Below are 26582 nucleotides of genomic sequence, written 5' to 3' on the forward strand. Positions count from 1 at the left end.
AGGAGGGAACAACACATGGCATTGGACCGCAAAATAGCCTACATCAATTTGACCACCGGGGATGTGGAGATCAAGCCCATTCCTCTGGAAATGAGAAAAAAATTTATCGGCGGCCGGGGAATGGACGCTTACCTTTTATATAACCATGCGCCCAAAGGGTGCGATCCCATCGGACCGGAAAATCCGATGATCGTCAGCGGCGGGCTGCTTACGGCCACATGCGCCTCTGCCACAGCCCGGACCCATGTCATGGCCAAGTCGCCTTTGACCGGGTTGCTGGGGTCCTGCAATATGGGGGGATTTTTTGCCCCGGAAATGGCCTGGGCCGGATTTCATCACCTGGTCATCACGGGCAAGGCGGACAAACCCGTGTATCTGTGGATTCACAATGGAGAAATCGAGATCCGGGATGCCGGCCACCTGTGGGGAAAAAACAGCACGGATACCCAGTGGGCCATCAGAGACGAGCTGGATGATGAAGAAGTGAAAAGCATGGTCATCGGCCAGGCCGGTGAAAATCTGGTGACCTATGCCTGCGTCATGACCGGCATCAAAAATGCCGGAGGCCGCACGGGCTTAGGCTGTGTCATGGGGTCCAAAAATCTTAAAGCCGTGGCGGTCAGAGGCACTATGGACATCAAGATCGCCCATCCCGTGGATGCCCTGGAACACAACAAGAAATTCATCGACCAGATCACGGGCGCCAAGGTCAATCAGATCCAGGGCGCCCTGGGCACGCCGTTCATCTGGGGGGCCACCAACTGCTGGGGCGGGGTGCGCACTAGAAATTTCCAGTACAACCAGATGGAATATGCCGATGAGATCGAGCCCGAAGCCATTGACGATTATGCCGCTGAAACCATGGGGCCCCATCACATGACCGGGTGTTTCGGATGCCAGGTGCACTGCCGGGCCCAGTACAAGATTCAGTCCGGGCTGTACAAGGGCAAATATGATGAAGGCCCGGAATACACCTCTTTGGGGGCGTTTGGCGCAGAACCGGACTGCAAGAGTATTGAAACCGTGCTCACGGGCAACCATCTGGTGAACCAGTACGGGGTGGACAACCTGGAGATCGGCAGCATGATCGCCTGGGCCATGGAACTTTACGAGCTGGGGATTCTGACCACCAAGGAAACCGAAGGCCTGGATCTGCGGTTCGGCAATGATGAAGCCCTGCTTCAGATGGTGCACAACATCTGTACCCGCACGGGATGGCTGGGCAATGTCCTGGCCGACGGCGGAATCCCGGCAGCTGAAAAGATCGGCAAAAATGCCTTTGATTATCTGATTCAGGTCAAGGGGATGAACAATCTGCACTCGGATGAACGGGCCACCCCGGGCCTGGCGCTCAATATCGCCACGGCCTCCAGAGGATCGGACCATCTGCGGTCCCGGCCGGCCATCGATCTGTATCATCTGCCGGAACCGGTTCTCAGAAAAATTTACAGTTCCCCCGTGCCCTATGACGGCCCCTTGTCTTCCGAGCACACGGAATATATCGGGAAACCCTGGCAGGTATTCTGGCAGGAAAATGTGTACATGGCCGTGGACTGCTTAGGCATCTGCAAATACCACACCGTGTTTTTAGGGGCCACGCTTCCCAATTTCGAGGACTGGCCCAAGGTGATCTACTACAACACGGGTCTGGAATTCACGCCCAGAGAGATCTGGGATGCGGCGGAGCGGTGCAACAACCTGGAACGGCTGTTCAACCTTCGAGAAGGCTTAACCCGCAATGATCTCAAAAAAGGAGATACCCTGAACCACCGGTACTTTGATGAGCCCTGCCGCAGAGGCGCACCCGATGTCATCGGAAAACGAATCGACAGAGACAAATTCAATGTCATGATCGATGAGTTCTACGAACACCACGGCTGGGACAATGACGGGGTACCCACTTCTGAAACCTTGACGCGACTGGGCCTGGAAAACGAACCCACCCGGTTGCTGTAGATCATAACCAAGGAGAAAATCATGGATAAATTTCTGACAGTTGATGCAGATAAATGCACGGGGTGCCGCCTGTGTGAACAGGTGTGCTCAGTCATGCACGAAGGGGTTTCCAATCCCGCCAAAAGCCGGATCCAGGTGGTGAAATGGGAGCAGGAAGGGATTTATATCCCGGTGATCTGCAAACAGTGTGAAGATGCGCCCTGCATGAATGTGTGCCCGGTACGGGCCATTTCAAGGGACCCGGATTTCGGGTTTGTAAAAGTGGATCACGAGGTATGCATCGGGTGCCGGTCCTGTGTGGGGATCTGTCCTTTCGGCGCCATGGGATATAATGACACCACACACCAGGTGTTCAAGTGTGATTTGTGCGGCGGCGATCCCCAGTGTGTGAGATTCTGCGAAGTGAATGCCCTGGAATATGTGTCTGCGGACCGGGTTTCATCCCAGAAGAAACGCAAAGGCGCGGCCCGGCAGTCAGCGGCGGAACGGCAGGCCGTGGCCCTGGGATAACGCCCGGTAACCGGTAACATATCCACACATCATTGAGACTGATATCAGGGCCTGGTTTATCAAAACCGGGCCCTGATTTTTTGGCGTAATCCGGAATTGTTGTGTCCGGTTTTTCCGGAGAAAGCCGGCATCTGAAACTCATTGACTTTGGCTTTATATATGATATTTTTGTGCGGCTGCATAAATGCAATGCAAAAGGAAGACCGATGAATTTTTTTCAAAAGCTGCACATGATTCACAGTGCCTGGCATTACCGCCTCAATACGGAAAAAGAAGATATCTGTTTTCTTCTGAAGTTGAATCTCAAAGGAAAAACTGTCATTGATATCGGCGCCAACAAAGGCATTTATTCCTACTGGTTGTCAAAAAAAGTGGGTCCCTCGGGAAAAGTGGTCGCCTTTGAACCCCAGCCGGAGCTTGAAACTCATCTGATGGGGCTTAAATCCGCATTTAAAATGGATAATCTTTCCATCGTGCGAAAAGGATTGTCCAGTGAACCCGGGGTGATGGCACTTTACAGGGCTGAGCCGGGGTCAGGCGGGGCAACATTGAATAAAAATCAACGGGTGGACACATGGCAGACTGTGACTGTTGACGTGACCACACTGGATGATTATGCAGGCCAACTCAGGGATGTGGCATTCATAAAATGCGATGTCGAAGGCCATGAACACGATGTGTTCAAAGGAGCCCGTCATTTGCTGGAAAGAGACAAGCCCTGTCTGCTTTTTGAATGCCATCATGAACAAGCCCGAAAACAAGACCTTTTTTCATATCTGACATCTCTGAGGTATGACGGTTTTTTTTCATTCAAAAAAAAGATGATACCTTGCAGCCGGTTCGATAAATTCCCCTATAGACGTAAAAACGAACATCATCGCAATTATATCTTTATACATCCGGAATTTTATATGAAAGGGTTAAGTTTTAAGGATTAAGTTTTAAGCTAATACCTGTTTGTCACATGAATCCTTTGTAATGGTGTGGTTCCAGGGCAGAAAACACATAATTGATCATGGTGATGGTGTCAAACACCGGCAGGCCCGTGGCATGGTGCACGGCCCAGGCATAGGGAGGCAGCACACTGCATTCCAGGAGAATGGCCCCGGCGTTTTGCTGAGTCAGGTTCCGGGCGGCTGTCACGATTTCCTGTTCGATTTTTTTTGCATCCAGGGTGCCTTTTTCATCCATGACGGCTGAGGCGAATTCCGGACAGGATTCCATGCCGGAAATCAAAAAGTCCGGGCCGAAAGAAATTCCGATCGTCTCGAAAAAATTTTGGGTCAGGCTCCGGCTGTCAGCCGTGATGATGCCGATGCCCGTGCCGGCCGGGATCAGGTGCCGGATAAAGGGAATCTGGAACAAAGAGGAAAGAAATACAGGCAAACCCAGATCCTGCCGGAGCCGCTGCTGATGAAGGGCCATGAATCCGCAGTCCCCGGTGACGGCCCGGACCCCGTTGGCAGCCAGGTCCCGGGCAGCCGCCAGAAGATCGCCGTAAACACTGTCATCTTTGCCCACGGCCCTTGCCACGGTGAATCCGGGCACTTTTTTGAACCGCACCGGAAAATCATAAGAGGTGGCATTGGCCACATCCCCGGGGATGAACGGGATCACCGAATCCAGCAGCAGAATGCCGATGGCTTCTCCATAGGATACCTGCTGATTTTTGATGGTGTATTTCATTTTGTTCTCCAGATTATCCCCCCATGGCCAGATTGGGCAGAAACAGCGCGATCTGGGGGAAAGTGATGAGCAGAACTGTTGCCAGAATCAGGATGAGCAGAAAGGGCAGGGCATGGCCGATCACCTCCAGATAGGGACGTCTGAAAATGAGCTGGGCCGTGAAGATGTCGCATCCGAATGGCGGGGTGGCAGATCCGATGGCGGCCTGAAGGGTGACCAGGGTACCCAAAAGGATGGGATCCACGCCGGCCCCGACCACATAGGGCTGGAACACCGGACTTAAAATGAAGATCGCCACAATGGGGTCCACAAACATGCAGGCCACAAAATACACCACCACCACAATGGTGATTACCCGCAGCATGGAAGGATCCGTGCCGAACAATGGCGGCAGCAGCTGGTCCGGCAGCTGGAGAAACCCGATGAGAAAGGAAAATGCCTGGCCGGCCCCCACCAGAATGAACACCACCCCGGTGATCACCCCGGTCTGGAGAAACGCATCAATGATCCGTTCCCGGGTCAGGCTTCTGAACACAATGATTTCCAAAATCAGGGCGTAGAACACGGCGGCGGCCGCCGCTTCCGTGGGGCTTAAAATACCCGTGTAGATGCCGCCTACGATGATGACGGGAAACCCCATGACGGGCAGGCCTCCTTTGACGGCATCGATGCGTTCGGCCATGGAGGCTCTGGGAAGTGTGCCCACGTGGGTGACCTTTGAATACACATAGCAGTAAATGGAAAACATCACCAGGATCATGAGTCCCGGCAGGATGCCTGCCAGAAACAGCATGCCGATGGAGGTGGAGGTGGCGACCCCGTAAACGATAAACCCGATGCTGGGGGGGATGAGAAATGCGATGTCGCTGGAATTGATAATCAGCCCCAGGGTAAAAGAGCTTTTATATCCGGCTTCCAGGAGCATGGGGCGCATGGTGCCGCCGATGGCCGCCACCGTGGCCTGGGTGGATCCGGACACGGCCCCGAACAGAGTGCAGGAGGCGTTGGTGGTAATGGGCAGCCCCCCGGGCAGATGGCCCACAAACACCTTGATCATGCGGATCAGGCGGGTGGCGGATTCTCCGGAAGTGATGATGGAGGCGGACAGGATGAACATGGGTACGCAAACCAGGGCCGGCGGGGTGACACCGGCAATCACCTGCTGCACCATGGTAACCAGCATTTTCGGAGCGAAATCGGGCATATACACGGCAATGTAGAGGATCAAGGAGCCCAGCAGGGTTACCATAAAGGGAAATCCCAGTAAAAGCATGATCAACAGACTGATTCCGAACATCATCATGGTCGGGGCCCTCCGATGATTTCATCTTCGTATTCACTTTGCTGGTCCGGGGACTGCCAGGGGTCGGATTCCGTGAAATTTTTGATGATGGTGCGGAAATACTGGATGGCGGCCAGGCCGAAACCGATGGGCATGATCACGTAAAAGGTCCATTTGGGGACCCGCAGGGCCGGGGTCATGTGTCCCTTGGCCATGGCGTTGGTCAGGTACTCCCAGGACGCGATGCACATGATGCCCATGACCACGGCGGAGATCAGGCAGATGATCATGATAAAGGTTTTTTCCATTTTCGGGGGCATGGCATCCAGAAACGCGCCCATGCGGATGTGCCGGGCCTTTCGCACGCCATAGCTCACCCCGGTGAAGGTGATGAGCATCACCAGGAACCGGGAAATCTCTTCGGCAAAATAGATACTGGAGAAAAAGGTGCGGGCAAATACATTGGCTATGAGCAGAACGGCCAGGGCAGCCACGCAGATTACCAGGATGGAGACCTCCAGGCTGTTGACCACCACACCGATATTGTGATTGAGCTGCTGAAGGGGATTGCGGGTTTTCTGCTTTGGGTCCATAGGGTTCCTTTCCAGCGGTAATGAACGATGCGCCCCGGGACTGAAAGAGGCACCGGGCTGTTGTCAGACAGGTCCCGGGCGATGATTACCCGGGACCTGTCTATCTTTAACAAACGGTTACTTTAAAGCGGCTTTGGCTGCTTCGATATCCGCCAGCAATGCTTCCAGAATTTCGTCGGCCCCATCACCGCCGATTTCGGTGAATTTGGGATACACGGTTTCAGCAGCTGCTTTGAATTCGGCGATAGCATCATCGTCCAGTTCATTGAACTCCAGGTCCGGTTTGGCGGCCAGCATTTTTTCCTTGTCAGAGGCATTTCGTTCCATGATCCAGTTGCCGGCCGGAATGATGGCATCCACCCAGAACCGTTTCATCTCGTCCTGCACATTCTGGGGCAGGCTGTCGAAAAATTCTTTGTTGACCGTGGGAATCCCCAGAAACGGTTCGCTCTTGAGCTGGGTGACGTATTTCTGGACTTCAAAGAACTTCATGCTGTAGATGGCGAACAGCGGGTTGACCTGGCCGTCGATGAGCCCCATCTGCAGGCCGGAGTATACTTCGCCGTAATCCATCGGCGTGGGCACGGCGCCATAGGCCTTGTAATCCTCCACCAGGAGTTTGGAAGACATTACCCGCAGTTTCTGGCCCTTGATGTCGGCCAGGGAGGTGATTTTCTTGTTGGAGGAAACCCATTGCCATCCTTCAAACATCACGGCCAGCGGCACCAGATCATTGTCGCGGAACGCTTTTTCCAGCAGCGGAAAAAACTTGCCGTTGCGTACGATCCAGTCAATGGTTTCAGGCACGTTTTCCGTGGGAAAGATATAGTTCAGGGCCAGCACCTGGGCCTGGGGGACAAACGCGCTGATCCAGGCGTAATCGGAAAACACATATTCCACCACCCCCATCTGTGCCAGCTCGTTGATATCGCCAAGCGCCCCCAGCGTGCCGTAGGGGTACACGGTAATGTTGATCTTGCCGTCAGTCCATTCTTTCATGTGATCGGAAAAATTGTTTGCCCACACGGTCATGAAATCGCCTTCGATCTCTTCAGATGCCAGTTTGGCAAGGATGGGTTTGCCCGTGTAGTTTTCAGCAAAGGCAGGGGCTGCGGTCAGGCAGAATATCCCTGCGAAAACAATGACTGCCAGTTTGGTGAGTGTTCGTTTCATGGTGTTCTCCTTTTTGGGATTAGGGGTAAAAAATATCGGGAGTCCACGGGATGGTCCGCGTTTCATGTCTGGTTCAGAAACGTCAGTGCCCCATGAACATGTAAGGCCACTCCTTTCGTTAAAACGGATTCGTCAATGGCAAATGCCGGGTGATGATGGGACACATCCGTGCCCTTTGCCGGGTCGGCGCATCCCAGAAACAAAAACACGCCGGGTACCCGGGATGAAAATTCACTGAAATCCTCGCTGGCGATATACCGGGATTCCACCACGGCATCTAAAGATCCAAATACCCTGGCTGCGGTCCGCCGGGCCATCTTCACCATGTGCTCATCATTGACCAGGGGAATGTTTTCATGATTGATATCAATGGCACAGGTACACCGGTGGGCGTCACAGATGTGCTCACAGATGCGGATGAACTTCTGGGTGGGATTGTCCGGGCTGTGTTCGGGCAGGGCGGTCAGAAACCGGATAGTGCCTTCGAGATCCGCATGTTCCGGGATGATGTTGGCTTTTTCCCCGGCGTTCAGTCTGCCGAACATGATAATGGTGGGTTCTCTGGCATCCATTTCCCGGGTCTGAATCGCCTGGACCCCCTGGATGACTCCGGCGGCGGCAATCACCGGATCCACGGCCTGATGGGGATAGCCCGTGTGGCCGCCTTTGCCTTTGATTCTGAGTTTAAATACATCCAGGCCGCCCATGACCGTGCCGGCGGAAATGCCCACCTGTCCCGAAGGAATCTGGCTCCAGATATGAATCCCCATAGCTGCGTCCACTTTCGGGTTTTCCATGATGCCTTCTTCGATCATGTAAATGGCCCCGGCGGCTTCTTCGTTGGGCTGGAACACCAGCTTGATCTTTCCTTTTAACACGGTGCCGTGGTCTGTCAGAACCCGGGCCGCTGCCAGCAGCATGGCCATGTGGGCGTCGTGGCCGCAGGCGTGCATCACCCCAGGGTTTTTCGAGGCAAAATCCAGACCCGCGGCTTCGGTCACGGGCAGGGCATCCATGTCGGCTCTGAGCATGAGCGTGGGCCCGGGATTGCCTGAATCCAGCACGGCGGCCACACCCGTGCCGGCCGACCGGAACGGGTCCAGTCCCAGATCCGCCAGATAGGTTTCAATGAATTCAGCGGTTCTGAATTCCTTAAACCCCAGTTCCGGATACTGGTGAAAGTGCCGGTACAGCCGGATCACTTCCGGTTCCAGTGCCTTGATCTGCCGGTCTAGTTCTGCCTGATTGGCCGGGGCTGGGTTCATGGATTCACCTTTCAGTCGATGACAAACAGTTTGCGGTCAAACCTGGCAAAGGTTTTGGCCCCGGTTTTTGTGACCCGGAAGGATTCCGAGCATTCAAACCCGAAATTGTCCATCCACATGCCTAAAATCATGTGAAAGGTCATGCCCGGTGCCAGTATTGTTTTGTCTCCGGGCCGCAGGCTGGCCGTGTGTTCCCCCCAGTCCGGCGGATAGTTCAGGCCCATGGAATAGCCGATGCGGGATTCTTTCTCAAACCCTTTTTTGGCGATATGCTTGCGCCATACCCGCTCGACATCTTCGCCGGTCATGCCCGGTTTGATGGTGTCCAGGGTCAGGTTCAACCCTTCCACGGTGATGTCGGCCAGATCCGACAGTTTTTGGGGCGGGTTGGGTCCCAGAAACGCGGTGCGGGCGATGGGGCAGTGGTACCGGTGCCGGCACCCGGCCAGCTCCAGGTTCACGGCCTGGCCGGCCTGATAGGGATCATCCGTCCAGGTCAGGTGGGGGGCCGAGGTTTTTTCTCCCGTGGGCATCATGGGCACGATGGCCGGATAATCCCCGCCGAATTCGGGGGTTCCCGCTGCCTGGGCCTGGAATACCGCTGCCACGGCATCGCATTCTCTTTTGCCGGGCACCAGGTTTTCCAAAGCCGTGGCCATCACCTTTTCCGCAATTTTCCCTGCTTGGCTCATCAGGGCGATTTCTGCGTCCGACTTGATGATGCGCACCCAGTTCACCAGGAGGTTGCCGTCTGCCAGGGTATCTTTGCCCAGGGTTTTTTTCAGTTCCGCATCACTTCGGGCCGTGTAGTAATAGGCATCCGTTTCCACCCCGATGGTTTTTTTGTCCCATTCTTTTTGTTTGATAAAGTCGGCCACAAAGTTCATGGGGTGTTTGACGGGAGACTGGACATAGTCATCCGGGTATCCGACCATGTTTTCTTTTTTGATAAACGCGGTATGCACGGCCCCGTTGACATCCATGTTCCGGCCGATCCATACGGGTTCCTCCTGGTCGTCGATCACCAGGACGGCCTGGGGCACATAAAAGGACCAGCCGTCATATCCCGTGAGATAGTTCATGTTGGCCGGATCACACACCACCAGCAGTCCGATGCCCCGGTCTGCCATGGCGGCCTTGGTCCGTTGGATGCGGTCCATATATTCCGTGCGGGAAAACAGGGTCATTTGGGTACTCCTTTTTCGATGCGTTTCAATGCCTCTTCCAGATTTGCCGAACTAGTGGCAAAGGAGATTCTGACATATCCTTCGCCGTTCTCCCCGAAAATGGATCCCGGCACCATGGCCACTTTGTGGTTTTCCACCATGTGCCGGGCAAATTCCCAGGAGGACATGCCAAACGAGGAGATGTTGGGAAACGCATAGAACGTGGATTCCGGTTTGATGCAGGAGATCCCCTGGATGCGGTTCAAACCGTTGATCAGAAGATCTCTGCGTTTCGTATACCTTTCCACCATCTGTTTGACACAGTCCTGGGATCCTTCAATGGCGGCCAGGGCGGCCCGCTGGGCCACACTGGTGACCCCGGAGACCATATGTTCCATGAGCTTTTCCATCTCTGCGACAATGGCTTTATGGGCTGCCACATATCCCACCCGCCAGCCGGTCATGGCATAGGATTTGGACAGGGTGTAGATGGAAACCGTGAGATCCTGCATCCCGTCCAGGCTGCCGATGGATACATGGTTGTTGCCGTCAAACAGGATGTGCTCATAGGGTTCGTCGGAAATGACAATAATTCCATGTTTCTGGCAGATGGCGGCCACCTGCTCCAGGATATCCCTGTCAAAGATGGCGCCCGTGGGGTTGGACGGGGTGTTGAGGATAAACGCCTTGGTTTTGGGCGTGATGGCCTGTGCCACCTCTTTTGGGTCTATCTTGAACCGGTTTTCTTCTCTGGCGGCAATGCGCACCGGCACCCCGCCGAAGAGCCGGATCTGGGAGTAGTAATCATATCCCGGATCCACCACCAGTACCTCATCGCCTTGGTTCAGCAGATGGAGCATGATGTTGAAGATTCCCTGCATGGCGCCTACGGAGATAAAGATTTCCGAGTCCGGGTCTGCCTGGATCCGATTTTCCCGTGCCAGTTTCCTGGCGACTGCTTCTCTGAGGTCCGCAAATCCGCTGGCCGGCGGATACCGGGTGTATCCCTGGTCCAAGGCAATTTTGGCTGCCTCCCGGATATGTTCCGGGGTGTCGAAATCCGGCTGGCCGATGCCTAAGTTCACCACGCCGTCGATCTTGTCTGCCAGGGCGAACATGATGCGGATCCCGGACCATTCCACGCCCTGGTTTCTTGCTGCAAATGATTTTTTTATATCCATGATGGGTGTCCTGCTATGGTTCAGGGTTTGGTTAAAACCAGATCTTTGGCCCCTTGGAGAGAGGTTTTCATCTCCGGTGCGTGCCGTTCCATCAGTTCCATGACAATGGAGGCGATCTTCACTTTTTCCTTGATAAACCCGGCATGCCATTCTTCGGTCACCCAGGGCATGTAAATATCACCCTCCGAGGTGCCGGGCTCGAATTTAAAGTAGCACGGAGACGCCACTTTGGCAATTTCCGGACATTCATAGCCCCTAAAGTTGCCGCCGAATGAGTTCACGATAATGGTGTAGATATCCAGCGGAATGTCCACTGCCTTTCGGATGGAAGACAAAATGGGCAGGGATACATCGGAAATGGGGTTCAAGGAGTTGGCCCCCATGCTTTCAACGACCTTGGCGCCGGCGGCCGAGCAGTATCCGCCGAACACGGAAAACTTGAATATGGTCTCTTTGGGAATCAGGCCTTGGTCGCGCATTTTGTTCAGCAGAAACAATACCCCTTCGTCATACACCAGAAATCCCCGGAACCCGGCCTCGATGTTGCGCATGATATCCGCGATGTGAAATGAGATGTTGTCGGATCCTCTGAGGCGAAATCCCTGCATCTGGCCTTCGCTGGTTGTCATCTCCTTGGCACCCGTATCCCAGCCTTTGCGGTGTCCCACGGTCATGATCACTTCAATATGTGCGTCTTTGGCCATCTGGGCCATGTCTTTGAGTTCGGCAAAATCGCAGTACGTGGACCCGCCCACCGCGGCGATGGCCCGGTGGATGACAATATTTCTGCGATCCGCTTCCTTGATCATGGCGGCCATGGTGGTGGCCCGTTCCACGCCGGCGATTTCAATTCTGAAATTGGCGCCGTCCGGAAACGCTTTGCCCGAGGCTGCCAGGTCATATCCGTCCCGCCCCGGGATTCCCTGTTTTTCCATGAAGTCTCTGATCTGGTTCAATACATCGCTCATTGGTATGGTCCTTTTATATGAAAGTGTTAAGTTTTAAGTGTTAAGTGTTAAGCAAATGCCTGACGGTTGAATGCGTATGTTTTCATCATTTGTTGTTCCTGCCAGGACATGGGTGTTATTTTAAAAGTGTTTTGAGTTTGTCCAGTTCACCCTCTTTCATTTTGTAAGTATGTTCGGGTGCCGGAAAACTGCCATCCAGCACATCTTTGCGGTATGCGGAAAACGCCTGGATGGTTTTTTCCCCCAGGTTTTCGTATTTTTTGACAAATTTGGGGGTGAATGCCTGGAACACCCCGGCCACGTCCGCAGAGATCATGAGCTGACCGTCGGCCTCGATGCCGGCGCCGATACTGTATACGGGAATGGTCAATGTGTCTCTGATGATCCCGCATACCTCCGGGGGCACGGCTTCCACCAGCAGGGCAAATGCCCCGGCATCCTGAATGGATTTGGCATCGGCAATGAGTTCAGCGGCAGCTTCAGCGGTTCTGCCCTGGGCCTTGAATCCCCCCAGTTGTCCGGAACTTTGGGGGGTCAGCCCGATATGACCCATCACCAGCATGCCGCCGTCGGCAATGGCCTGGATCTGGGGACACACCCGTTTGCCGCCTTCCAGTTTGATGGCATCCACCCCGGCCTCCTTGTGAAACCGGCCGGCATTGCGCACCGCATCCGGCACACTGACCTGGTAGGACAAAAACGGCATGTCGCCGATGATAAATGTGTTTGCAGCGCCCCTGCGCACGGCTTCACTGTGGACAATACACTGGTCCATGGTTACGGGTACCGTGCCTTCATAGCCGTATACACACATGCCCAGAGAATCTCCCACCAGGATCATGTCCATGCCTGCGGCTTCGGCAAAGGTTGCGTTCCAGTAATCATAGGCCGTGATCCAGACGACTTTTTCTCCGGCCTGTTTTTTGTTCTGCAGGTCCCATCGGGTCAGTTTTTTCTTTTTCATGCTGCCTCCAAAAAAATATTCAGGATGTGTCACATATGATGTGACGATTGTTTTTATAGTGTGACATTTTAGTGATAGGAAAAATCCCCTGGTTTTGTCAAGGATTTTTTACATATTTTTTTTAAGGTGTGAGTTTTAAGAGGCAAGAACAGAAAAATAAAAGAAATGCAGGATGGGGAATCAGTCCTTGATCAACTGCCCATTTTATAGGACAGGTCTTCAGACACCTTGAGGATCTGGGGTTTTACTTCTTCCAGAGCCCGGTGGGTAAGGCGCATGGCCGGTCCTGAAATGCTGACGGCATAGGCTGGATAATGGTTGTGATCAAAGATGGGGGCCGCAATGCAGCGCAGCCCGATGGTCATCTCTTCATCATCTATGGCATAGCCGTTTTGGCGGATCCGGGACAGTTCTTTGAGAAACTCATCCTTGTCAGTGATGGTGTTGGGGGCCAGGGGCCGGCGGTCCACCGTGTTCAGATAGTGATCCAGTTCATGGTCCGGCAGAAAGGCTAAAATGGATTTTCCCAGCCCGGTGCAGTAGGCCGGGGCCTTGTCCCCTAAGGCCGAGTCCATCCGGAGTACCTCCAGGCTGTCGATCTTGTCGATGTGGATGATTTCCTGGTTCTTGAACAGCCCCAGGTTGATGGTTTCCTTGTACAGTATGGACAGCCGGTGCATATGGGGTTTGGCCATGCGCCGGATCTCGAACCGGTCCGCCACCTTCTGGGCCAGTGTCATTATTTTCAATGTGGGCTGATACTTGTTGCTGCTGTTTTTTTCCACATACCCCAGGTCCCTGAGGGTGGAGATGAACCGGTGGCTGCCGGCCCGGTTGGTGTCCATGAGCCGGGCCGCCTCACTCACGCTCAACTCTCCGTGGGCCGCCAGAAGCTCCAGCATCCGGACCCCTTTTTCCAGGGAGGCGATGTTGTAGTATTTTTTTTCAGTCATGTCGTTACGTTACACCATATCCAGTTCACTATCGCAATCTGTCACGCCCTGAAAGACGAGCGTTTCAATAAATGATACTTATTATGGTTAGTATGTACATCATGTCAAGGAGAAACCACTATATTCCTGCTTTTGCCAGAAAGGCGAGGGTGGTGCGTACATACAGTTCTGTTCCTTTGGACAGCATGGCTTCATCAATGTCGAATTTTGGATGGTGATGGGGAAAGACAATCCCTTTTGCCGTGTTTCTGATACCGATGAATGCAAATGCCGCCGGTACCCGGGTTGCGAAATCGGAAAAATCTTCTCCTGCCATGGTCCGGACAGTCCCTGTCACGCGGTTTGGGGCATCTGTCACCTCCCTGGCTGCAGCCCTGACAAGGGACACCATGGCATCATCATTTGACAGCAGGTGATTGCCCACTTTGAATGCCAGATGGTAATCTGCCCGGTGGGCATGACAGGTATGTTCAACAATCCGTGCAAACCGGTTCCTGATGTCTTGTTCACCTCCCTCATAAAGTACCCGCAAAGAGCCTTGCAGTGTCATTTCATCAGGGACAATGGTATTGCTGCCGGTGCCGGCATGGGCAGAAGTGAACATGACCACCACCGGGTCCAGGGCATTGATCTCCCTGGATTGAACTGCCTGGACCGCCTGGATAACAGCGGATGAAACAAAGATCGGGTCGATGGATTCATGGGCAAATCCGGCATGCCCGCCTTTTCCCTTTATGGTCAGGGAAAAGTAATGGCTGGCAGCCATCACCGGTCCCGGCCGGATGTCGATGGTACCGGTATCAATCTGGGACCACAGATGGCATCCGAATGCAGCGTCCACGCATGGATTTTCCATAACCCCCTCTTTGACCATGAGCCAGGCGCCGGCATCTTCTTCATTGGGCTGGAAAACAAATTTAATTTGGCCCCTGATGCGGGATTTGAGCTCACTGAGCACCTTGGCTGCCCCCAGCAGCATGGCAATGTGGCCGTCATGGCCGCAGGCATGCATCACCCCTTTTTTAGCTGACTGCCAGGCAAGGCCGGTCTCTTCTGTCACCGGCAGGGCATCAATGTCCGCCCGGAGCAGAATGGTTCTGCCGGGCCTGTCGCCTTTAAGCAGTCCCACAACACCGGTTTTTGCCATCTCTTTAACCGGGATTCCGGTTTTTGCTAAAAAATGTTTTACCTGGTCCCGGGTGCGAAATTCCTGGAAACCCAGTTCCGGGTGCTGGTGAAAATCCCGCCGCATAGCAATGATTTCAGGTGTCAGGTTTTCAATGTGCTGTTTGATTTCCATTTTAAAGAATACTTCGCAAAAATCCCTGTGTGCGGAGGTTTTGGGGGTTGGAAAAAATCTCTTTGGGGGTATTTTCTTCGACAATGATTCCATCATCCATGAAAATGACCCGGTCGGCCACTTCTTTTGCAAATCCCATTTCATGGGTCACCACCACCATTGTCATTCCCTCCCGGCCCAGCTGCTTCATCACTTCGAGAACCTCTCCCACCAGTTCCGGGTCCAGGGCGCTGGTGGGTTCATCAAACAGCATGGCTTTGGGACGCAGGGCAAGGGACCGTGCAATGGCCACCCGCTGTTTTTGCCCCCCGCTCAAGTGGTCGGGATAGGTATTTGCCTTATCAGCCAGACCCACTTTTTCCAGCAGTTGCAGGCCCAGTTTTTTTGCATCCGGTCCGGACATTTTGCGGACCTTCAAAGGGCCCAGGGTGACATTTTCCAGGGTGGTCTTATGGGGAAACAGGTTGAACTGCTGAAATACCATGCCGGCTTCGGTGCGGATCATATTGATATTGGTATTTTTGTCCATGATATCCTGCCCGTCCACGATAACGGTTCCCGAGGTGATCTCCTCCAGCCGGTTGATACACCGCAACAGTGTGCTTTTCCCGGATCCGCTGGGTCCCATGATAACCGTTACTTCGCCCTGGGAAATATCAAGATCGATGCCCTTGAGCACTTCCAGCGTGCCGAAATTTTTATGTAAATTTTTGATTTTGATCATTTGTTGATATCCATCTTTTTTTCAAAATAATTCAGCAGCCGTGACAGAGACAATGTCATCACAAGATACATCAGAGCGACCGTCAGCCACACTTCAAAGGCCCTGAAATTGCCGGCTATGATCTCCTGACCGGTGCGGGTCAGTTCGCCGACCCCCACCACCACCAGAAGAGAGGTATCCTTGAGGCTGATAATAAACTGGTTTCCCAAAGGAGGGATCATGCGTTTCAGGGCCTGGGGCCAGATAATGTAATACATGGTCTGGAAATGGGTCAGTCCGATGGATCTGCCGGCTTCGGTCTGTCCGGGATCAATGGATTGAAATGCCCCCCTGACGATTTCAGCGATATATGCGCCTGAATTGACGGCAATGGCAACGATGCCGGCCACCATGGGATGAATCCGCATTCCCAGGGCCATGGGAAGCCCGAAATAGATAAACATGACCTGCACCATGATGGGGGTACCGCGGATACTCTCAATGTATATTCCTGCCAGCTTGCGGAACAAAAGCTTCCTGGATATTTTCAAAAGTCCGGTCACAGCCCCTAAGACAAAACCGATCACAAGGCCGCAAATGGTGATCAGAATGGTGAGTTTCATGCCCACCAGCAGCATTGGTACCGATTCCCACATGACACTGTATTTAAAGTCAAAACCCATAAAGATATGATTCCCCTAAATAAGAGAAAAGCGGAAACTAAATTCTGCTTTTCTCTGTATATGCCTGTTTTTGATGCAGCGTTTTACCTAACATCATATCTTTAGCATACGCAGTTTCTGGATCAGGTGTTGTCGGGCAGGGTCAGGCCTGTTTTATCGTGCAGGCCTGACCCTGCCCTTAAGATATAATTTCGGTGTCAGGTGTTTTATAATCAGCGCTGACGGTTATTTTGACGGCGCGCCAAACCACTTTTCATACAGTTTGGCATAGGTGCCGTCTTCCTTGAATTTTAAAATGGTGATGGTGAATTTTTCCCTCAGCTCACTGCCCTGGGGGAAGGCGATGCCGTAGGACTGGCCCTGGTACAGCGGGCCCACAACCTTGACTTTGCCTTTTCCCTGGTTCTGGGAATAATACATCAGGGGCGGGGAATCAAAGAAAACTGCATCCACACCGCCGGTGAGCAGTTCCATGAACAGGTTGTCGGTATTGGGAAACAGTTTGACATCTGTAATATTCTGGGATTTTAAAAAATCAACACTGGTGGTGGCCAGTTTTGTGGCCACTTTTTTGTCTTTAAGATCGTCAATGGTCTTTATGTCGTCATTGTCCTCGCGGACCAGAATGACCAGGCCGGCATCATAGTAGGGATAGGAAAAATCAACCACTTCTTCTCTAGAAGACTTGATGGTGATACCGGCTATGGCTGCATCAATGCTGTTGGATTGCAAAGCCGGGATAATGCCGTTGAAATCCATGGTCTGCCATTTATAGTCAAGCCCCAGGTCCTTGGCAATGGCATCAAAAAGCTGCACATCAAATCCGGTGAATTCCCCTTTTTCATTTTTGAACTCAAAGGGCCGGAAATTGGCATCAACTCCCACGATCAGCGGTTTTGCATGGACGGTTCCCAAAGCGATAAATGAGCAGATGATGGCACATAGAAACGATTTGAAAAATTTTGTCATTTTTCCCTCCTTTTTCAGGTTGTTAAACACGAAATCATAAATAATGTGACAACTGTTTTAATGGCGTGACAGTTATGTCATAAAAAAAATCCCTGACGATTGTCAAGGATTTTTTACACAGGCTGGATATTTGCCATAAGCATACCAGGTTTTCAATCGATCTGAGCAGCACTCTGTCCCAAGAATCGCCCCTGGAGGTGTCCTGTGCCCGGCCCGGGATTTGCGGGGGGCCTGTTTGCATAAGAACCCGGCTATATGCCCTCCAGGGCCTGCGTAAGATCCGCGATCAGGTCCCGGGTGTCTTCAATGCCCGTGGAATACCGGACCAGGCCTTCGGGAATGCCCATGGCGGCCCGCTCCCGGGCCGTGCATTCCACATGGCTGGTGGTGGCCGGCATGCCCACCAGGGTTTCCACGGCGCCTAAGTTGGCGGCGGCATGGGCAAATCTGAGCCGGGGCAGAAGCCGTTTGACGGCTTCCAAAGTGTTTTCCTTTAATTCAAAACTGAGCATTCCCCCGAACCCCCGCATCTGTTTGCATGCGATCTCATAATTGTCATGGGTTTCCAGGCCCGGATAATAGACCCGGCCCACGGCCGGATGTTCGAAAAGAAACCGGGCGATTTCCAGGGCGCTCCGGTTTTGCCGGGCCACGCGAAGATGCAGGGTTTTCATGCCTCTGAGCAAAAGATATGCGGCCATGGGATGCAGGGTGGCCCCGTTGATTTCCCGGAAATGATAGATTTTTTCAACCAGGTCTTTATTCCCGCAGATCACCCCGCCCAGGGCATCGGCATGGCCGCCTAAAAATTTGGTGGCGCTGTGGAGCACCAGGTCGGCCCCCAGTTGCAGCGGGTTCTGGTTGATGGGCGTGGCAAAGGTGTTGTCCACAATCACAATGGCACCGGCTTTTTTGGCTGCGGCAGTCAGCCGTTCCAGGTCCAAAATCTTGATGGTGGGGTTGGTGGGGGTTTCCAGATACACCAGTTTGCAGCCTTTGGCAATTTCGGTTTCAATGGCGGCATGATCCGCGGTATCGCACAGCGTGGTATTCACCTGGAACCGGGGCAGAAATTCAAAAAACAGCTTGCTGGTCCCGCCATAGGTGTCTTTAATGGATACCACCCGGTCCCCGGACCCAAGCAGCCCGAACAACGCACTGCTGATGATGCCCATGCCCGTGGCCGCACTGGTGGCGGCCTGTCCTCCCTCCAGGAGCCGCACTTTTTCCTCAAACGCCTGGACCGTGGGATTGGTGTTTCTGCCATAGATGTGGCCGGGTTTGTTTCCCTTTGCCACCTGCATCCATTCATCCATATCCCGGTATCCGAAAGACACACTGTGAACCACGGGTACCTGGGTGGCGCCCTGCATCCATGATTGTTCCTCTCCGCCCCAGACCGACTGGGTATCCTTATGTACAGGATTGTTCATCCGTTCTCCTTACGATATTTAAGTTGTGTTATTTTTATGGTCCGTTCAAAACAGCAACCGGGGTTATACTGTTTTTGGGGGGCAAAGTCCAGCATATCCGGATGGGGCTGTGCTTCATGCCGGTCAATCATTTTTTTCCTCCATCTTGAGTCAGCCGGGCATTGTATCGAAAATGGCACAATGCTATAGTACCCGCCGGTAATGACGTAGAACCCATGAATGGGTCACATGCCTGGCTGAACATAAGGATGAATGACATGACCGATGATCTGGTGATTTTTGCCGGCCGCACGGCATACAGACATATCAAGAAAAACGGATTGTCGCCCAATGATATCGACCTGGTGCTGGGGGCTTCAGGGGCTGCCAAATGGCTGGTGATTTACGGCCTGGATGCGGCTTTGTTTTCACGCTGGTTTGCACACCGCAAAGACCCGCTGCCCGTGCTGGGCACGTCCATCGGGGCCTGGAAATTTGCCGCAGCCGCTCAAAATGATCCCGTGCGGGCCTTGTCGGCCTTGAAACATGCGTATATCCACCAGTACTATCAGGGACGGGTGACCCCGGCCCAGGTGTCACGGGAATCCGGGCGGATCATGGCTTCGTTTCTGGACCCGGCCCGGGTGAATGAGATTCTGGACCATCCTTTTTTGCGCATCGCGTTCGGGGCGGTCCGGTGCCGGTATCTGCTGGCATCCGGACACAGAATCCCCCAGATCCTGGGTGTTGCCGCCGGTGCCGCGCTGAACCGGATATCCCGGAACCTGAACCGCCTGTATCTGGAGCGGGTCATGTTTCACCATGCCGGGTTTGATACGGGCGGGGTGGATTTTTCCGGTTTTCCCACCCGGTGTGTGCCCCTGGAACCCGGTAATTTTCAATCCGCTTTGACCGCATCCGGTGCCATTCCCTATGTCATGGAAGGGGTGACAGATATTGCCGGTGCGCCTTCAGGCATGTACAGAGACGGCGGGATCCTGGATTATCATCCCGCCTTTGCCCTGACCCCGGGCCATAAAGGATTTGTTCTGTATCCCCATTTTTATCCCCATCTTATTGCCGGATGGTTTGACAAAAAACATCCCGGCCGCCGGGTGACCGGGGCTGTCACGGACCGGATGATTCTGGTGGCCCCCTCTGACCAATTTATATCGCGGCTGCCCTTTGGCCGGATTCCGGACAGAAAGGATTTCATCCGTTTAAAAGGACAGGATGGCAAACGGCTGGATGCCTGGGAAACAGTGGCCGACCTGAGCCGGAATCTCGGAGAGACTTTTCTTGACATCACCCGGACCGGCCGGATTCAGGATCTGGTCCGGCCTTTGTCCTGATTTTTTTTATCATCACACAATGCCGCCAGAATGGATTGACATGCCATGTCTGCGCCGCCGGACCGGGCCGCCACATACGCATGCGCTTTTTGCTGCCGAAAGTGACGATCTTCCGGATGTTTCAAAAGTGACACCATGGCATGGGCCGCAGATTGCCAGTTTTTTTTTCTTTGCACCAGCCCGGTGTCAAACACCTTTTTTCCCACCCAGAAAAAATCGTCCCAGAACGGTCCCGTGACAACCGGGGCCCCCTGGAGCAGGGGTTCTAAAAAATTCTGGCCTCCTAAAGGCTTCAGGCTGCCGCCCATGAACACGGCATGGGCATATCTGAAAACATGGCGCATCTCACCGAACCGGTCCCAGAGGATAATGCCCGGTTCAGCCGGAGGAGATGCCAGTTCAGACCTGAGATAAATCTTTACCCCGGTTTTTTTCAACCGGCGTTTCCAGAATCCGAGCCGGTGCATGTGCCTGGGAAATACTGCCATCACCTGCCCGGGGAACTGATGTAACAGTGTATGAATCATTTTAAGCACCTGCGTTTCTTCCTGGCGGCGGATGGAGGCAAACACGGACACGGGCCAGGGGCAGGGAAAGATGTCCGTTGACACGGATGTGGGTATTTCAGGGGCCTCAGGAGCCAGGGTTTCAAACTTGATATTGGGCATCACGGATACCCTTGCCTCGTCAAACACCTCCCGGAACCTTCCGGCATCCGGATCGGAAACAGCCAGGATTTGATGTAAACCGATGTTCGACCAGACGCATTGGGTCATCTTGTACCCCCGGCGGCTTTTGACAGACATGCGCCCGTTTACCACCACAACCCGGGTGTGCCGGCGGTTCAGAAAATGCAGCAGGGCCGGCCAGAGTTCGGTTTCCACCAGTACCATCACTTTGGGGTTGACCGTCTCAACGGCCCGGGCCGCCACTGAAGGCATATCAAAGGGAAACCATGCCACAGATATGGACACTTTGGCGGACACCGGTTTTTTTTCAAGTTCTGAACACAGAATTTCCATGCCCTGGTCCGTGGTGGTGGTGATCAATATCCGCACGGGCCGGTCCGGGGAAAAATGCTGAACCAGGCAGGCGGCCAGAAGGGCCTCTCCGGCTGATGCCGCCTGGATCCAGACATCAGCGGGATTTAGATGGGATGGATCGGTCCGCTGGGCAAAGGTGCGGGCCAGTCGGGGGTGGCGCCGCAAAAAAGGCAGGGCCGCGGCCCAGAGCATGTTGTAAAATCCCATAAAATCGGGTATAAAGGCGATCTTTGTCATGGGAGCCTATGCTCGCATGTTTTTTTAAGATTGACAATAGGGCTGGAACCAAAGATATAAGGTTTATGGATAAAACACTTGCCGGTCTGTCCGGATCACGCCGCAGAAAAATTCTGGAACTGATATTTCAGCACAAGGGATACCTGATTGTTGCGGCCCTGTGCATGATCGTGGTGGCGGCTGCCAACGGGTCCATGGCCTTTCTGGTCAAACCCGTGATCGATGATATTTTTGTGGCAAAGGACCGGGACATGCTCATGCTGATTCCGGCGTTGGCCGTGCTGGTGTTTTTTCTCAAAGGCGTGGGCACGTTCGGGTCGGAATACCTGATGAACTTTATTGGCGAGCGCATTATCCGGTATTTAAGGGAAGCGCTGTACGACCGGATCACGGATCTGCCCCTGGCCTTTATCCACAAGGAAAAAACAGGCGCGCTCATGTCCCGGATCACCAATGATGTCAATATTGTCAAGGGCATGGTTTCCACGGCCGTGGTCAATATATTCCGGGACTTTTTTTCCGTGATCGCTTTTTTGTTTGTCATTTTTTACCGGGACTGGCAGCTGGCCCTGGGCGCTTTTGTGGTGCTGCCCCTGGCGTTTTATCCGATTCTGATTTTCGGTAGACGGGTCCGAAAGTTTTCCACGGGGACCCAGGAAACCATGGCGGAGTTGAACTCATTTCTGCACGAGACATTTACGGGCAGCAAGATCATCAAGATTTTCAATCTCCAGGCGTTTGAGAAACAGCGGTTCAAACAAAAGACCCGGCTTTTGTTTGAACTGGAAATGAAAAAAGTGATTGCCAAGGCCCTGTCTTCGCCGGTCATGGAGTTTCTAGGGGGCCTGGGCATCGCCTTTATTATCTGGTTCGGGGGCATGCGGGTCATCAACGGCACGTCCACACCGGGCATCTTTTTTTCTTTTTTAACGGCCGTGATGATGCTGTATGATCCCGTGAAAAAAATTTCCAAGCTCAACAACACCATTCAGGAAGGCGTGGCCGCCGCATCCCGGATTTTCGATGTACTGGAGGAAGACCAGACCATCAAAGAAGCCCCGGATCCGCAGATGCTTTCCGGCCGGGCCCTGGCCGTGGCGTTTGACGATGTGTGTTTCAGTTACGGGCCCGATGAAAACCCGGCCCTTGAACATATCAACCTGACGGCGGCTCCCGGGGAGGTCCTGGCTTTGGTGGGCATGAGCGGGGGCGGTAAAACCAGCCTGGTGAACCTGATCCCAAGGCTGTATGATGTGACATCCGGCCGGGTGACCGTGGGCGGCATCGATGTCCGGGACCTGTCCGTTCAATCGTTGCGGGACCATATCTCCATTGTGACCCAGGAACCCATTTTGTTCAACGAAACCGTGAAAGACAATATCCGGTATGGCCGCATGGATGCCACGGATCAACAGATCCAAGCCGCGGCAAAGGCGGCCTATGCCCACGAGTTTATCACGGGATTTCCCAAGGGGTATGACACCCTGATCGGGGAACTGGGTTCCCGGTTGTCCGGTGGAGAAAAACAGCGCATCTGCATTGCCAGGGCCCTGATCAAGGACGCGCCCGTGCTGATTCTGGATGAAGCCACATCAGCCCTGGATTCCCAGGCCGAGAAAGTGGTGCAGAAAGCCCTGGAAAACCTGATGAAAGGAAGGACTTCTTTTGTCATTGCCCACCGGCTGTCCACCATTGATTATGCGTCGAAGATCGTGCTGCTCAAAGACGGGGCCATTCTGGAACAAGGCACCCGGGATGAACTTATGGCCGGCAAAGGCGCGTTTTATGACCTGGTCATGCTGCAGATGGCGGCGAAAAACACGGCCGAACACCCGGGAAACGGACCGGCCGGGCCGCTCTGTTTTCCCCAGGAACCTGAAAATAAAAACCAGTGAATCATAAGGAGAGGGATATGGGTATTTCCAAGGAACTGCTGGACATTCTGGTGTGCCCCAAATGCAAAAACCAGATCCGGTTGACAGAAAAACAAGACGGATTGATCTGTGATCATTGCGGTCTGTTGTATGAAATCAAAGACGACATCCCCATCATGCTGGTGGAAGAGGCCAAACCGATCAAGCCATGAGTCTGCCCAAAATGCCGGATCCGGCCAAGCTGGTGATGTCCGTGTTCATGAAGGAAAAACCGCTGTTTGAATCCGTGTTTCCTTTGCTGGAAACCATCGGCGGTCCCGTGGATCTGGTGTCCCGATGGCTGGATTTTGATTTTACAACTTATTATCACAAGGAAATGGGGCACCCGCTTTTCCGGCGGATCCTGGCGTTCAAGTCCCTGGTGGATCAGGCGGATCTGTCAAAAATCAAACAGGCCACCAATGCCGTGGAGCAGCAGTTTGTCAAAGATCAACACCGCCGAATCAATATCGATCCGGGTTATCTGCTGCCCTCCCGGTTTGTGCTGGCCACGGGCAAAGACTATGCCCACCGGATTTATATCGGGGATCGCATGTACGCGGATCTGACGTTGATGTATGTCGGCAAACAGTTTGTTTCCTTAGACTGGACCTATCCGGACTACCGGTCCAAAGAGATCATTCGTTTTCTGGAACAGGTCCGGGACAAATATCTGCTGGATCTAAAAGCAGCCCAAAGGAGTCTGTCATGATAAAAAGCATGACCGCGTTTGCCAAAGCGGTCCATACAAAGGATCTGATCACGGCTGAAGCAGTGGTTAAATCCTATAATTCCAGGCACCTGGATTTTGCCGTGTACCTGCCAGAACCCTGCCAGGGGCTGGAAGAGGAGATCAAAAAGATTGCGGCCCGGTATCACCAGCGGGGCCGGATGGAAATCCGGGTCGCGATCCAGGATGAAGGCTCCCGGGAGAACGGGTTTGACGTGGATGAAACAAAGGCATTGGCCTATTTTAAAGCCTTGAAACAGATCACCGATCATCTGGGGCTTTCCCGGGAACCGGAACTGGCGGATGTCCTGTCTGCCAGAAATATCATTGTGCCGGCCGTGGAAAATCCGGACCAGGCCCTGCTGGCCCAGGTGGTGTCTGAAGCCGTGGATCTGGCGGCCCGGGATCTGGACCGGATGCGCCGGGCTGAAGGGGAAAACCTGTACCAGGACCTGATGGCCCGGATCACAGAGATTGAAGATCAGATGGATCAGCTGAAATCCCTGTCCGGCGACATCCCCGTGCTGTATAAAAAACGGCTTCAAGAGCGGCTGGCCAGACTCACGGCAGACCAGGGAGAGATCGATCCCGTCCGTCTGGCCCAGGAAGTGGCCATACTGGCGGATAAAAGTGACGTGTCCGAGGAAATCGTCCGGATTTCAAGCCATATCCATCAGTTCAGAAAAACAATGAATGCGGACAGATCCCAGGGCCAGACCCTGAATTTTCTGATCCAGGAATTCAACCGGGAGTTCAACACCATTGGTTCCAAAGCCGGTCAGGCGGCGTTGTCGCACATGGTGGTGGATCTGAAATCCAAACTGGAAAAAATCCGGGAACAGGTGCAGAACATTGAGTAATATCAAAAAAAAGAAACCTGTCGCGGCCGAGCGCGCAGGAACAAGTATGGAACAGGTATTGCTGAACATCGGTTTCGGCAATACCGTGGTGGCGGACCGGGTGGTGACGATTCTCACCCCGAATTCCAGTCCCATGAAACGCCTCAAGGATGAGGCCAAAGATGACCGCCGTCTCATCGATGCCACCCATGGCAGAAAAACCCGGGCCATTATCATCACGGACAGCAATCATGTGATTTTGTCGGCCATTCAGGCAGAAACCCTGTCCTCCCGGTTTGAAACCCTGATCCGGAACCCGGATCCGGCCCAGGAAACATGATTATGAAAAAAAACGGCCAATTGTTTGTGATTTCCGCGCCTTCCGGGGCCGGTAAAACCACGTTAATCCAACAGGTCATGACCCGGTTTCCCCAGGTGTCGTATTCCGTGTCTCACACCACGCGCCCGCCCAGGCCCGGAGAGATCGACGGCAAAGATTATTTTTTTGTCACAGAACAGACCTTCACCCGGATGATCCAGGCGGGAGAGTGGCTGGAATGGGCCCGGGTTCATGCCCATTACTACGGCACTTCCCGGCCGTTTGTGGAAAAACAGCTGGCAGCCGGGAGCAGTCTGCTTCTGGATATCGATGTCCAGGGGGCCCGGCAGATCATGGATGCCGGCCTGGATCCCGTCACGATCTTTATTTTGCCTCCTTCCATTGAGGAGCTGCGCCAACGGCTGGAAAAAAGGGGCACGGACAGTGCGCAAACCATTGCCCTGCGTCTGGAAAACGCCAAAAAGGAAATCGCGTTGACCCATCTTTACCAGTATGTGGTGAAGAATGATGATCTGACAACGGCGGCGGATCAATTGTGTGCCATTTTCGACCAGGCGATCACGTCTGCCGGAAACAAGCGGAGATCCAGCGATGTCTGAGCCGGGCATGGAAATCCTTTTCGGGTTTCACAGCGTGGTTGAAGCCCTGAAAGCCGGGCGCCGCCGGTTTGAGGTCCTGTATCTGTTCAAGAAACTGTCGGGCCGGCGCAAAGACATTGTCATGTCTGCGGCAAAAACAGCCGGTATTCCCGTGTCCTTCACCGATACCCGGCAGCTGGATGCGCTTGCCCGGGGCGGGGTTCACCAGGGGATTGCAGCCCGGGCCACCCCGTTTCCCGTATTTCGTGAACCGGAGCTCATGGCACAGATTGCCCAAAGACAATCTCCGTTTCACGCACTGATTCTGGATCAGATTGAAGACCCCCAGAATGTGGGGGCACTGATCCGCACGGCCCTGTGCACGGGAATCGATTATATCGTGATTCCCAAAGACCGGTCCGCACTGCCCGGTCCCGGGGTTTCCCGGGCCTCGGCCGGTGCCATGGAGCATGCATCCATTTTTGTGGTCACCAATACGGCGTCAACCATCCGGACCCTTAAAACACACAACGCGTGGGTGGCCGGCCTGGATGCCGCAGGCAGCACGCTGCTGCACCAGGCGGATCTGACGGGAAACCGGGTCCTGGTGGTGGGCGGGGAACACAAAGGGGTTCGTCCGGGCGTGCTCAAAGTATGCGATTTTGTCATTTCCATTCCCATCAAAAGTCCGGTCACCTCTTTGAATGCCTCAGTGGCCGGGGCCATGGCCATGTACGAGGCCCTGCGTCAGAAAATTGTCAATTAAATTTAAGGAATAACTCAAAT

The 26582-nt window shown here is 53.7% G+C and carries 27 protein-coding genes; 11 read left to right on the forward strand and 16 right to left on the reverse strand.

The window, feature by feature from the left end; genetic code table 11:
• Positions 1 to 15 precede the first annotated feature (15 nt).
• From K365_RS0107835 to K365_RS0107850, 3 genes are all read left to right on the forward strand, one after another.
• Positions 16 to 1956: an aldehyde ferredoxin oxidoreductase family protein gene (locus K365_RS0107835; protein ID WP_006965706.1), complete on the forward strand. Its 1941-nt coding sequence runs from the start codon at positions 16 to 18 to the stop codon at positions 1954 to 1956.
• 21 nt (positions 1957 to 1977) lie between these two features.
• Complete coding sequence (locus K365_RS0107840) at positions 1978 to 2466, forward strand: 4Fe-4S dicluster domain-containing protein (protein WP_006965705.1); 489 nt, start codon at positions 1978 to 1980, stop codon at positions 2464 to 2466.
• A 206-nt stretch (positions 2467 to 2672) separates the two neighbouring features.
• On the forward strand, positions 2673 to 3404 hold the full coding sequence (locus K365_RS0107850; protein ID WP_006965704.1) for an FkbM family methyltransferase: 732 nt from the start codon (positions 2673 to 2675) through the stop codon (positions 3402 to 3404).
• 22 nt (positions 3405 to 3426) lie between these two features.
• Here K365_RS0107850 and K365_RS0107855 read toward each other — a convergent pair whose 3' ends face one another.
• The 15 genes from K365_RS0107855 to K365_RS0107925 all read right to left on the reverse strand — a co-directional run bounded on the left by K365_RS0107855 (position 3427) and on the right by K365_RS0107925 (position 18785).
• Complete coding sequence (locus K365_RS0107855) at positions 3427 to 4152, reverse strand: aspartate/glutamate racemase family protein (protein WP_024334145.1); 726 nt, start codon at positions 4150 to 4152, stop codon at positions 3427 to 3429.
• Between the two features lie 13 nt (positions 4153 to 4165).
• Positions 4166 to 5455, reverse strand: a complete 1290-nt coding sequence (locus K365_RS0107860; RefSeq protein WP_024334146.1) for a TRAP transporter large permease — start codon at positions 5453 to 5455, stop codon at positions 4166 to 4168.
• Entirely contained in the window at positions 5452 to 6027 is a 576-nt protein-coding gene (locus tag K365_RS0107865) for a TRAP transporter small permease (RefSeq protein WP_006965701.1), read from the reverse strand. Before K365_RS0107865 ends, K365_RS0107860 begins: the two co-directional genes overlap by 4 nt.
• 117 nt (positions 6028 to 6144) lie before the next feature.
• Positions 6145 to 7200, reverse strand: coding sequence for a TRAP transporter substrate-binding protein DctP (gene dctP / locus K365_RS0107870; RefSeq protein ID WP_006965700.1), 1056 nt, complete (start codon positions 7198 to 7200; stop codon positions 6145 to 6147).
• A 62-nt stretch (positions 7201 to 7262) separates the two neighbouring features.
• On the reverse strand, positions 7263 to 8465 hold the full coding sequence (locus K365_RS0107875) for a M20 metallopeptidase family protein (protein WP_006965699.1): 1203 nt from the start codon (positions 8463 to 8465) through the stop codon (positions 7263 to 7265).
• A gap of 11 nt (positions 8466 to 8476) precedes the next feature.
• Entirely contained in the window at positions 8477 to 9652 is a 1176-nt protein-coding gene (locus tag K365_RS0107880) for a M24 family metallopeptidase (protein WP_024334147.1), read from the reverse strand.
• Positions 9649 to 10812 (reverse strand): pyridoxal phosphate-dependent aminotransferase, encoded by a 1164-nt coding sequence (locus K365_RS0107885; protein WP_024334148.1) that lies wholly within the window; start codon positions 10810 to 10812, stop codon positions 9649 to 9651. Before K365_RS0107885 ends, K365_RS0107880 begins: the two co-directional genes overlap by 4 nt.
• A 20-nt stretch (positions 10813 to 10832) precedes the next feature.
• A complete protein-coding gene (locus K365_RS0107890; protein WP_024334149.1) occupies positions 10833 to 11780 on the reverse strand; it encodes a hypothetical protein in 948 nt (315 codons plus the stop codon).
• A 115-nt stretch (positions 11781 to 11895) separates the two neighbouring features.
• A complete protein-coding gene (panB, locus tag K365_RS0107895) occupies positions 11896 to 12744 on the reverse strand; it encodes a 3-methyl-2-oxobutanoate hydroxymethyltransferase (protein ID WP_024334150.1) in 849 nt (282 codons plus the stop codon).
• Positions 12745 to 12935: 191 nt separating this feature from the next.
• On the reverse strand, positions 12936 to 13697 hold the full coding sequence (locus tag K365_RS0107900; protein ID WP_024334151.1) for an IclR family transcriptional regulator: 762 nt from the start codon (positions 13695 to 13697) through the stop codon (positions 12936 to 12938).
• 118 nt (positions 13698 to 13815) lie between these two features.
• A complete protein-coding gene (locus K365_RS0107905) occupies positions 13816 to 14997 on the reverse strand; it encodes a M20 metallopeptidase family protein (protein WP_024334152.1) in 1182 nt (393 codons plus the stop codon).
• A gap of 1 nt (position 14998) precedes the next feature.
• Complete coding sequence (locus K365_RS0107910) at positions 14999 to 15721, reverse strand: amino acid ABC transporter ATP-binding protein (RefSeq protein ID WP_006965692.1); 723 nt, start codon at positions 15719 to 15721, stop codon at positions 14999 to 15001.
• On the reverse strand, positions 15718 to 16383 hold the full coding sequence (locus K365_RS0107915) for an amino acid ABC transporter permease (RefSeq protein ID WP_024334153.1): 666 nt from the start codon (positions 16381 to 16383) through the stop codon (positions 15718 to 15720). The genes K365_RS0107910 and K365_RS0107915 overlap by 4 nt, the downstream gene beginning before the upstream one ends.
• Before the next feature lie 225 nt (positions 16384 to 16608).
• Positions 16609 to 17352: a glutamine ABC transporter substrate-binding protein gene (locus K365_RS0107920; protein WP_006965183.1), complete on the reverse strand. Its 744-nt coding sequence runs from the start codon at positions 17350 to 17352 to the stop codon at positions 16609 to 16611.
• Positions 17353 to 17603: 251 nt separating this feature from the next.
• On the reverse strand, positions 17604 to 18785 hold the full coding sequence (locus tag K365_RS0107925; RefSeq protein ID WP_024334154.1) for a cystathionine gamma-synthase family protein: 1182 nt from the start codon (positions 18783 to 18785) through the stop codon (positions 17604 to 17606).
• Positions 18786 to 19042: 257 nt separating this feature from the next.
• Here K365_RS0107925 and K365_RS0107935 point away from each other — a divergent pair, with 257 nt between their 5' ends.
• On the forward strand, positions 19043 to 20116 hold the full coding sequence (locus K365_RS0107935; protein ID WP_024334155.1) for a hypothetical protein: 1074 nt from the start codon (positions 19043 to 19045) through the stop codon (positions 20114 to 20116).
• Here K365_RS0107935 and K365_RS0107940 read toward each other — a convergent pair.
• A complete protein-coding gene (locus K365_RS0107940) occupies positions 20089 to 21396 on the reverse strand; it encodes a 3-deoxy-D-manno-octulosonic acid transferase (protein ID WP_024334156.1) in 1308 nt (435 codons plus the stop codon). The genes K365_RS0107935 and K365_RS0107940 overlap by 28 nt on opposite strands.
• Before the next feature lie 65 nt (positions 21397 to 21461).
• On the opposite strand from K365_RS0107940, the gene K365_RS0107945 reads away from it, so the two are divergent.
• From K365_RS0107945 to rlmB, 7 genes are read left to right on the forward strand one after another with little or no spacing between them, the layout of a single operon-like run.
• Positions 21462 to 23291, forward strand: coding sequence for an ABC transporter ATP-binding protein (locus K365_RS0107945; protein ID WP_024334157.1), 1830 nt, complete (start codon positions 21462 to 21464; stop codon positions 23289 to 23291).
• A 17-nt stretch (positions 23292 to 23308) separates the two neighbouring features.
• A complete protein-coding gene (locus K365_RS27195; protein WP_084489782.1) occupies positions 23309 to 23482 on the forward strand; it encodes a Trm112 family protein in 174 nt (57 codons plus the stop codon).
• Positions 23479 to 24021 (forward strand): DUF4416 family protein, encoded by a 543-nt coding sequence (locus K365_RS0107955; RefSeq protein ID WP_024334158.1) that lies wholly within the window; start codon positions 23479 to 23481, stop codon positions 24019 to 24021. The genes K365_RS27195 and K365_RS0107955 overlap by 4 nt, the downstream gene beginning before the upstream one ends.
• Positions 24018 to 24899 carry a YicC/YloC family endoribonuclease gene (locus K365_RS0107960; protein WP_024334159.1) on the forward strand — a complete coding sequence of 294 codons (882 nt, stop codon included), beginning with the start codon at positions 24018 to 24020 and terminating at the stop codon, positions 24897 to 24899. Before K365_RS0107955 ends, K365_RS0107960 begins: the two co-directional genes overlap by 4 nt.
• A gap of 46 nt (positions 24900 to 24945) precedes the next feature.
• Complete coding sequence (locus tag K365_RS0107965; protein ID WP_024334160.1) at positions 24946 to 25218, forward strand: DUF370 domain-containing protein; 273 nt, start codon at positions 24946 to 24948, stop codon at positions 25216 to 25218.
• A gap of 2 nt (positions 25219 to 25220) precedes the next feature.
• A complete protein-coding gene (gene gmk / locus K365_RS0107970) occupies positions 25221 to 25817 on the forward strand; it encodes a guanylate kinase (protein ID WP_024334161.1) in 597 nt (198 codons plus the stop codon).
• Positions 25810 to 26562 (forward strand): 23S rRNA (guanosine(2251)-2'-O)-methyltransferase RlmB, encoded by a 753-nt coding sequence (gene rlmB, locus K365_RS0107975; RefSeq protein WP_024334162.1) that lies wholly within the window; start codon positions 25810 to 25812, stop codon positions 26560 to 26562. The genes gmk and rlmB overlap by 8 nt, the downstream gene beginning before the upstream one ends.
• Positions 26563 to 26582: the final 20 nt, after the last annotated feature.

The organism is Desulfotignum balticum DSM 7044, assembly GCF_000421285.1.
Lineage (GTDB): Bacteria > Desulfobacterota > Desulfobacteria > Desulfobacterales > Desulfobacteraceae > Desulfotignum > Desulfotignum balticum.

What these genes read in the sequence shown, in the direction of transcription:
- K365_RS0107835 (WP_006965706.1), top strand. Translation starts at nt 16, where the DNA reads ATGGCATTGGACCGCAAAATAGCCTACATCAATTTGACCACCGGGGAT.
- K365_RS0107840 (WP_006965705.1), top strand. Translation starts at nt 1,978, where the DNA reads ATGGATAAATTTCTGACAGTTGATGCAGATAAATGCACGGGGTGCCGC.
- K365_RS0107850 (WP_006965704.1), top strand. Translation starts at nt 2,673, where the DNA reads ATGAATTTTTTTCAAAAGCTGCACATGATTCACAGTGCCTGGCATTAC.
- K365_RS0107855 (WP_024334145.1), bottom strand. Translation starts at nt 4,152, where the DNA reads ATGAAATACACCATCAAAAATCAGCAGGTATCCTATGGAGAAGCCATC.
- K365_RS0107860 (WP_024334146.1), bottom strand. Translation starts at nt 5,455, where the DNA reads ATGATGATGTTCGGAATCAGTCTGTTGATCATGCTTTTACTGGGATTT.
- K365_RS0107865 (WP_006965701.1), bottom strand. Translation starts at nt 6,027, where the DNA reads ATGGACCCAAAGCAGAAAACCCGCAATCCCCTTCAGCAGCTCAATCAC.
- dctP (WP_006965700.1), bottom strand. Translation starts at nt 7,200, where the DNA reads ATGAAACGAACACTCACCAAACTGGCAGTCATTGTTTTCGCAGGGATA.
- K365_RS0107875 (WP_006965699.1), bottom strand. Translation starts at nt 8,465, where the DNA reads ATGAACCCAGCCCCGGCCAATCAGGCAGAACTAGACCGGCAGATCAAG.
- K365_RS0107880 (WP_024334147.1), bottom strand. Translation starts at nt 9,652, where the DNA reads ATGACCCTGTTTTCCCGCACGGAATATATGGACCGCATCCAACGGACC.
- K365_RS0107885 (WP_024334148.1), bottom strand. Translation starts at nt 10,812, where the DNA reads ATGGATATAAAAAAATCATTTGCAGCAAGAAACCAGGGCGTGGAATGG.
- K365_RS0107890 (WP_024334149.1), bottom strand. Translation starts at nt 11,780, where the DNA reads ATGAGCGATGTATTGAACCAGATCAGAGACTTCATGGAAAAACAGGGA.
- panB (WP_024334150.1), bottom strand. Translation starts at nt 12,744, where the DNA reads ATGAAAAAGAAAAAACTGACCCGATGGGACCTGCAGAACAAAAAACAG.
- K365_RS0107900 (WP_024334151.1), bottom strand. Translation starts at nt 13,697, where the DNA reads ATGACTGAAAAAAAATACTACAACATCGCCTCCCTGGAAAAAGGGGTC.
- K365_RS0107905 (WP_024334152.1), bottom strand. Translation starts at nt 14,997, where the DNA reads ATGGAAATCAAACAGCACATTGAAAACCTGACACCTGAAATCATTGCT.
- K365_RS0107910 (WP_006965692.1), bottom strand. Translation starts at nt 15,721, where the DNA reads ATGATCAAAATCAAAAATTTACATAAAAATTTCGGCACGCTGGAAGTG.
- K365_RS0107915 (WP_024334153.1), bottom strand. Translation starts at nt 16,383, where the DNA reads ATGGGTTTTGACTTTAAATACAGTGTCATGTGGGAATCGGTACCAATG.
- K365_RS0107920 (WP_006965183.1), bottom strand. Translation starts at nt 17,352, where the DNA reads ATGACAAAATTTTTCAAATCGTTTCTATGTGCCATCATCTGCTCATTT.
- K365_RS0107925 (WP_024334154.1), bottom strand. Translation starts at nt 18,785, where the DNA reads ATGAACAATCCTGTACATAAGGATACCCAGTCGGTCTGGGGCGGAGAG.
- K365_RS0107935 (WP_024334155.1), top strand. Translation starts at nt 19,043, where the DNA reads ATGACCGATGATCTGGTGATTTTTGCCGGCCGCACGGCATACAGACAT.
- K365_RS0107940 (WP_024334156.1), bottom strand. Translation starts at nt 21,396, where the DNA reads ATGACAAAGATCGCCTTTATACCCGATTTTATGGGATTTTACAACATG.
- K365_RS0107945 (WP_024334157.1), top strand. Translation starts at nt 21,462, where the DNA reads ATGGATAAAACACTTGCCGGTCTGTCCGGATCACGCCGCAGAAAAATT.
- K365_RS27195 (WP_084489782.1), top strand. Translation starts at nt 23,309, where the DNA reads ATGGGTATTTCCAAGGAACTGCTGGACATTCTGGTGTGCCCCAAATGC.
- K365_RS0107955 (WP_024334158.1), top strand. Translation starts at nt 23,479, where the DNA reads ATGAGTCTGCCCAAAATGCCGGATCCGGCCAAGCTGGTGATGTCCGTG.
- K365_RS0107960 (WP_024334159.1), top strand. Translation starts at nt 24,018, where the DNA reads ATGATAAAAAGCATGACCGCGTTTGCCAAAGCGGTCCATACAAAGGAT.
- K365_RS0107965 (WP_024334160.1), top strand. Translation starts at nt 24,946, where the DNA reads ATGGAACAGGTATTGCTGAACATCGGTTTCGGCAATACCGTGGTGGCG.
- gmk (WP_024334161.1), top strand. Translation starts at nt 25,221, where the DNA reads ATGAAAAAAAACGGCCAATTGTTTGTGATTTCCGCGCCTTCCGGGGCC.
- rlmB (WP_024334162.1), top strand. Translation starts at nt 25,810, where the DNA reads ATGTCTGAGCCGGGCATGGAAATCCTTTTCGGGTTTCACAGCGTGGTT.